The sequence below is a fragment of the Enterobacter cloacae complex sp. 6730903 genome (assembly GCF_048283985.1).
Taxonomy (GTDB): domain Bacteria; phylum Pseudomonadota; class Gammaproteobacteria; order Enterobacterales; family Enterobacteriaceae; genus Enterobacter; species Enterobacter hormaechei_C.
The window spans coordinates 1-273 of sequence record NZ_JBLVXX010000228.1; the positions used below are offsets into that span (position 1 = coordinate 1).

Annotated in this window: 1 pseudogene; it reads left to right on the forward strand. The window is 40.7% G+C overall.

The annotated features are described in order from the left end of the window. A pseudogene (locus ACNQ0W_RS25695) lies at positions 1-273 on the forward strand (hypothetical protein); the annotation flags it as partial.

The window sequence follows — 273 nt, forward strand, 5'->3', positions numbered from 1 at the left end:
ATCTTATGTTCTGGCGTTGCAATTTTAACCACGATCGGCATTGTAATGTCGATGTTTGGTGAGGCAATGCACTTCTTCCATTTTGTAAGTCCAATCGACTTTTTCTTTGGTACAGAATGGAACCCCGGCTTTAGTACTTCAGGTAATGCAGAAGGTAGTTATGGTTTATTACCATTACTATGGGGCACGCTCATGGTCAGTGGTATTGGCTTATTAGTTGCTGTACCTGTTGGATTTATGATTGCTATTTATTTAGCTGAGTATGATTCGCCG